6 protein-coding genes are annotated in these 5,093 nt (G+C 69.4%); 3 read left to right on the top strand and 3 right to left on the bottom strand.

What is annotated here, in order from left to right; translation table 11 throughout:
- From WA805_RS15500 to WA805_RS15490, 3 genes are all read right to left on the bottom strand, one after another.
- Positions 1 to 600, bottom strand: a 600-nt coding sequence (locus WA805_RS15500; protein WP_425242670.1) for an acylphosphatase, incomplete at its 3' end; no start/stop codon positions are given.
- Positions 601 to 622: 22 nt separating this feature from the next.
- Entirely contained in the window at positions 623 to 1,177 is a 555-nt protein-coding gene (locus tag WA805_RS15495) for a YceI family protein (protein ID WP_424561795.1), read from the bottom strand.
- Positions 1,178 to 1,203: 26 nt separating this feature from the next.
- Entirely contained in the window at positions 1,204 to 1,809 is a 606-nt protein-coding gene (locus WA805_RS15490; protein ID WP_425242669.1) for a helix-turn-helix domain-containing protein, read from the bottom strand.
- A gap of 268 nt (positions 1,810 to 2,077) precedes the next feature.
- On the opposite strand from WA805_RS15490, the gene WA805_RS15485 reads away from it, so the two are divergent.
- The 3 genes from WA805_RS15485 to WA805_RS15475 form a co-directional block, all read left to right on the top strand.
- Complete coding sequence (locus tag WA805_RS15485) at positions 2,078 to 3,079, top strand: hydrogenase expression protein HypE (RefSeq protein WP_422276122.1); 1,002 nt, start codon at positions 2,078 to 2,080, stop codon at positions 3,077 to 3,079.
- Positions 3,080 to 3,086: 7 nt separating this feature from the next.
- Positions 3,087 to 4,898, top strand: a complete 1,812-nt coding sequence (locus tag WA805_RS15480; RefSeq protein WP_422288917.1) for a nickel-dependent hydrogenase large subunit — start codon at positions 3,087 to 3,089, stop codon at positions 4,896 to 4,898.
- 1 nt (position 4,899) lies between these two features.
- A partial coding sequence (locus tag WA805_RS15475) for a hypothetical protein (RefSeq protein ID WP_425242668.1) occupies positions 4,900 to 5,093 on the top strand: 194 nt, incomplete at its 3' end.

The following is a 5,093-nucleotide window of genomic DNA, read 5'->3' as shown; positions in this document are numbered from 1 at the left end:
GGACAGTTCTGTCCCGTCCGCGGCGAGCAGCCGCAGCCGCGGCCCGCAGGCCGGGCAGCACACCGGCTGGGCGTGGAACCGGCGGTTGGCCGGGTCGTGGTACTCCGCCGCGCACGGCCCGCACATCGCGAAGCCGGCCATCGTGGTCAGCGGCCGGTCGTAGGGCACGTCGCGGACGATGGTGAACCGCGGCCCGCAGTTCGTGCAGTTGATGAACGGGTACCGGTACCTGCGGTCGGCCGGGTCGGACAGCTCGCGCAGGCAGTCCGCGCAGGTCGCGGTGTCCGCCGCGACCAGGGTCCTGCGCCGGCCAGCGGGGCCGCTCGGCGCGATCGTGAAGGAGGCCGTGCCGGCCGGCGGCATGGCGGACGTGGTGACCCGTTCGATCCGCGCCAGCGGCGGCGCCTCACGCTCCAGCCGGCGCAGGAACTCCCGCACCGTCGCGGGCGGGCCCTCGATCTCGGCGAACACGCCGTCCACGTCGTTGCCCACCAGGCCGCCGAGGCCCAGGCCGGTCGCGAGCGAATAGACGAACGGGCGGAAGCCGACCCCCTGGACGATGCCCTCCACGCGCAGCGCGGTCCTGATCACCTGAGTCATCACGGGCCCGTTCTGAATAGGACTATTTTTCTCTGGCGGCGCGGGTCAGGTCGGCTTCCACCTCGACCGTCACCTCGTCCTTGAGCTTGAGCGCGCCGAAGAAGCCGGTGTACGGCGTGATGCCGTGGTCGGTCTGCCGCACCGTGGCGGTGCCCCGGTACTGGCCGGGCCCCCGGCTCACCAGCTGCAGCCTGGCCGGCCTGGTCGCGCCGCCCAGGGTCAGCGTTCCCTCGATCGCGCCGCCTGAGGCCGCCGGGATGATCCGGGACGAGGTGAAGCGGGCCGTGCCGCGGCCGAGGATCTTGCCGGCCGTGTTCAGGATGTCGCGGCGGTCCTTGTCGCTGAGCGGCTTGGCGCCGCCGGTCCCTTCGAGCACGGCCAGCGACCCGAGGTCGAGCTCGGCGGTGACCTCCGCCGCGGCCACGCCGTCGCCGGGCACCGTGACCGTCGCGGACCAGCGGGTGACCTCAATGGTGAGGTCGTGACCCGCGCGGGCGGCGAGCCCCGCCCGGCCGGTCTTGATGACGACTCGGCCGGAGTCCGGGCCAAGCCGGAAAGAGCCTGTGATGTCGTCCACGGCCCCACCGTACGCCGGGCGGCCGGTCAGGGGAACGGGACCTCGCCGAAGAGCTCGTGGATCCGCCGCAGGTCACGCAGCCGCGGCTCGGTGCTGCCGCCGACCCAGCGGCTAACGGTCTTCACCGAGACGCCCAGCTGGCTCGCCGCGGACTCGATCGTGAGGCCTTCCCTGCGCAGCACGCCGGTCATCCATTCGGCGAACGACGACGAGGGCGCCCGGTCGCTGCCGGCCTCGGCGGCCGCGGCGCCGGATTCAGTGGCGGGGAGCTCCGCGACGGGCGCCGGGCCTGCGGACTCGCGGGAGCGCAGCAGCGACGTCAGCGCGTCGATGGCCGGGGCGGACGGGAACTGCGGGCCGGAGCGGAGCACGTCCACCTCGACGTGATCAGGGAAGATGCGGAAGGAGACACTGATGGCCCCGGTCGGGCCGGCCGCCTCCAGCAGCGCCTGGGACACGGTCTCGCCGACCTCGCGGGTGTCTTCCTCAGACAGCGGCGACTGGGCAAGGCAGCGCCTGACGAAATCGCGGATGTCCGGGATCGAGGACGGCCTAGCGGGGAAAGTCTGCGACACCACCACGACAGGCACGACCTCGATGTTGTCGCTGATCCGGTCGTCTGCCCTGTCCATAACCCTTTCCCGGGTGCCACCGCACGCTCCCTGCCTCGTAAGCGTACGTGCCCGGTGCGCCGGAATGCGACTCACGATCGGCGGACAGAAATGTCCGCCGGGCCGACGGTTGTGTCTTGATCCTTCGCTCACACCAGGTTTACGCTTGAGGACACCGAAGACGGCCTACGGCCCGGAGCGGGCCAGTCGGCCGAGGCCGACCGAAGGACGGCATGCCATGACGCAGGAGTCACAGGCTACGCAGGACCCAGTCATACACATTCTGTGGATGAACGGCGGTCTCGGGTGCGACGGGGACTCGGTGGCGCTCACCGCCGCCACCCAGCCCAGCATCGAGGAAATCGTGCTCGGCGCCCTGCCAGGGCTGCCGAAGGTGGCCGTGCACTGGCCGCTGATCGACTTCGAATGCGGACCCGAGCAGGGCGCTGACAACTTCATCGAATGGTGGCACAAGGCGGACCGGGGCGAACTGGAGCCGTTCGTACTGGTCGTCGAGGGATCGATCCCTAACGAGGCGATCAAGTCCGAAGGGTACTGGTGCGGGTTCGGCAACAACCCGGCGACCGGCCAGCCGATGACCACCAGCGAGTGGCTGGACCGGCTCGCGCCGAAGGCGACGGCCATCCTCGCGGTCGGCACCTGCGCCACCTACGGCGGCATCCACGCCATGGCCGGCAACCCCACCGGCGCCATGGGCGTCCCGGACTACCTCGGCTGGGACTGGAAGTCCAAGGCCGGCCTGCCCATCGTGTGCGTCCCCGGCTGCCCGATCCAGCCCGACAACCTGTCCGAGACGATCCTGTACCTGCTGTACCAGGTGACCGGGCAGGCGCCGATGATCCCGCTGGACGACGCGCTGCGGCCGCGCTGGCTGTTCGAGGCCACCGTGCACCAGGGCTGCGACCGGGCCGGCTACTACGAGGAAGGAACGTTCGCCGGCGAGTACGACTCGCCGACGTGCCTGGTCAAGCTCGGCTGCTGGGGGCCCGTCGTCAAGTGCAACGTGCCCAAGCGGGGCTGGATCAACGGCGTCGGCGGCTGCCCCAACGTGGGCGGCATCTGCATCGCCTGCACGATGCCCGGGTTCCCCGACAAGTTCATGCCGTTCATGGACGAGCCGCCAGGGTCCCGGGTCTCCGCCACGGCGAGCGGGATGTACGGCACGGTCATCCGGTCGCTGCGCGGCATCACCGCCCGCACCGTGGACAAGGAACCGAAGTGGCGGGTCAAGGGCACCGAGCTTCGCACCGGCTACCAGAAGACGTGGTGATCAAGCGATGACAGCGACAGAGAAGGCACCGAGCAAGGCGGCGGGCAAGGACTCCGAGCTCACCGAGATGACGTGGGACCCGATCACCAGGATCGTGGGCAGCCTCGGCATCTACACCAAGATCGACTTCAAGGCCAAGCGGGTCGCCGAGTGCCACAGCACGTCGTCCATCTTCCGCGGCTACAGCATCTTCATGAAGGGCAAGGACCCGCGCGACGCGCACTTCATCACCAGCCGGATCTGCGGCATCTGCGGTGACAACCACGCGACCTGCTCGGTCTACAACCAGAACATGGCCTACGGCGTCCGTCCGCCGCACCTCGGCGAGTGGATCATCAACCTCGGCGAGTCCGCGGAGTACATGTTCGACCACAACATCTTCCAGGAGAACCTGGTCGGCGTGGACTACTGCGAGAGGATGGTCGCCGAGACCAACCCGGGCGTGCTCGAGCGCGCCAACGCAACCGAGGCGCCGCACGCGGCCGACCACGGCTACCGGACCATCGGCGACATCATGCGCTCGCTCAACCCGCTCGAGGGCGAGTTCTACCGCGAGGCGCTGCAGGTGTCGCGGTCGACGCGCGAGATGTTCTGCCTGATGGAAGGGCGTCACGTGCACCCGTCGACGCTCTACCCCGGCGGCGTCGGCACGGTGGCGACGGTGCAGCTGTTCACCGACTACCTGACCAGGCTGATGCGCTACGTGGAGTTCATGAAGCGCGTCGTGCCGATGCACGACGACCTGTTCGACTTCATGTACGAAGCGCTGCCCGGGTACGAGGAAGTCGGCAGGCGGCGGGTCCTGCTCGGCTGCTGGGGGAGCCTCAACAACCCCGAGTACTGCGACTTCACCTACCAGAACATGGAGGACTGGGGCCGCAAGATGTTCGTCACGCCCGGCGTGGTGGTCGACGGCAAGCTCGTCACCACCAGCTTGGTCGACATCAACCTCGGCATCAGGATCCTGCTCGGCCACTCGTATTACGAGGACTGGGAGGACCAGGAGATGTTCGTCACGCACGACCCGCTGGGCAACCCGGTGGACCGCAGGCACCCGTGGAACCAGCACACGATCCCGCGGCCGGCCAAGCGTGACTTCGACGACAAGTACAGCTGGACGATGTCGCCGCGCTGGTTCGACGGCAAGGACTACCTGCCGCTCGACACCGGCGGCGGCCCGATCGCGCGGCTGTGGGCGACGGCGCTCGCGGGCCTCGTGGACTTCGGCTACGTGAAGTCCACCGGGCACAGCGTGCAGATCAACCTGCCGCGGACGATGTCCCGCCCAGAGACCACGTTCGAGTGGAAAATCCCGGTCGACAAGGCCGGCCAGCCGCTGTCCAACGCGATCGAGCGGAACAGGGCCCGGACCTACTTCCAGGCCTACGCCGCCGCGTGCGCGCTGTACTTCACCGAGCAGGCGCTCGCCGAGGTCCGTGCCGGGCACACCAAGACGTGGGAGTCGTTCAAGGTGCCCGACGAGGCCTTCAGCTGCGGGTTCACCGAGGCGGTCCGCGGCGTCCTCTCGCACCACATGGTCATCAGGGGCGGCAAGATCGCCAACTACCACCCGTACCCGCCGACCCCGTGGAACGGGTCCGTTAGGGACACCTACGGGACGCCTGGCCCTTACGAGGACGCGGTGCAGAACACCCCGATCTTCGAGGAGAACACGCCGGAGAACTTCAAGGGCATCGACATCATGCGCGCGGTCCGCAGCTTCGACCCGTGCCTGCCTTGCGGTGTCCATATGTACCTGGGTGGCGGCCGGGTGCTGAAGACGGCCCACTCGCCGACCGGAATCACGCTGGCGGTCTGAGGTGACCGCCGGGTCCGGCGCGGACGATGGGGTGCCCGCCGGCGCCTTCGACGGTGGCACCTTCGACGGCGGCAGCGACGCCCAGGCCGCCGGGGAGCGAGTCGAGACGCTGCTCGCCGAGCTGCGGACGCGGGCGGGCCCCGAGGTGGCCGACACCGCCGAGGAGCTCGTCGGCTGCCTGGTACGGCTCTACGG

This window comes from Trebonia sp., from assembly GCF_049794275.1.
Lineage (GTDB): Bacteria > Actinomycetota > Actinomycetes > Streptosporangiales > Streptosporangiaceae > Trebonia.
Note: the sequence above shows the minus strand (reverse complement) of the source record. Positions and strands in the feature narration are given on the sequence as shown.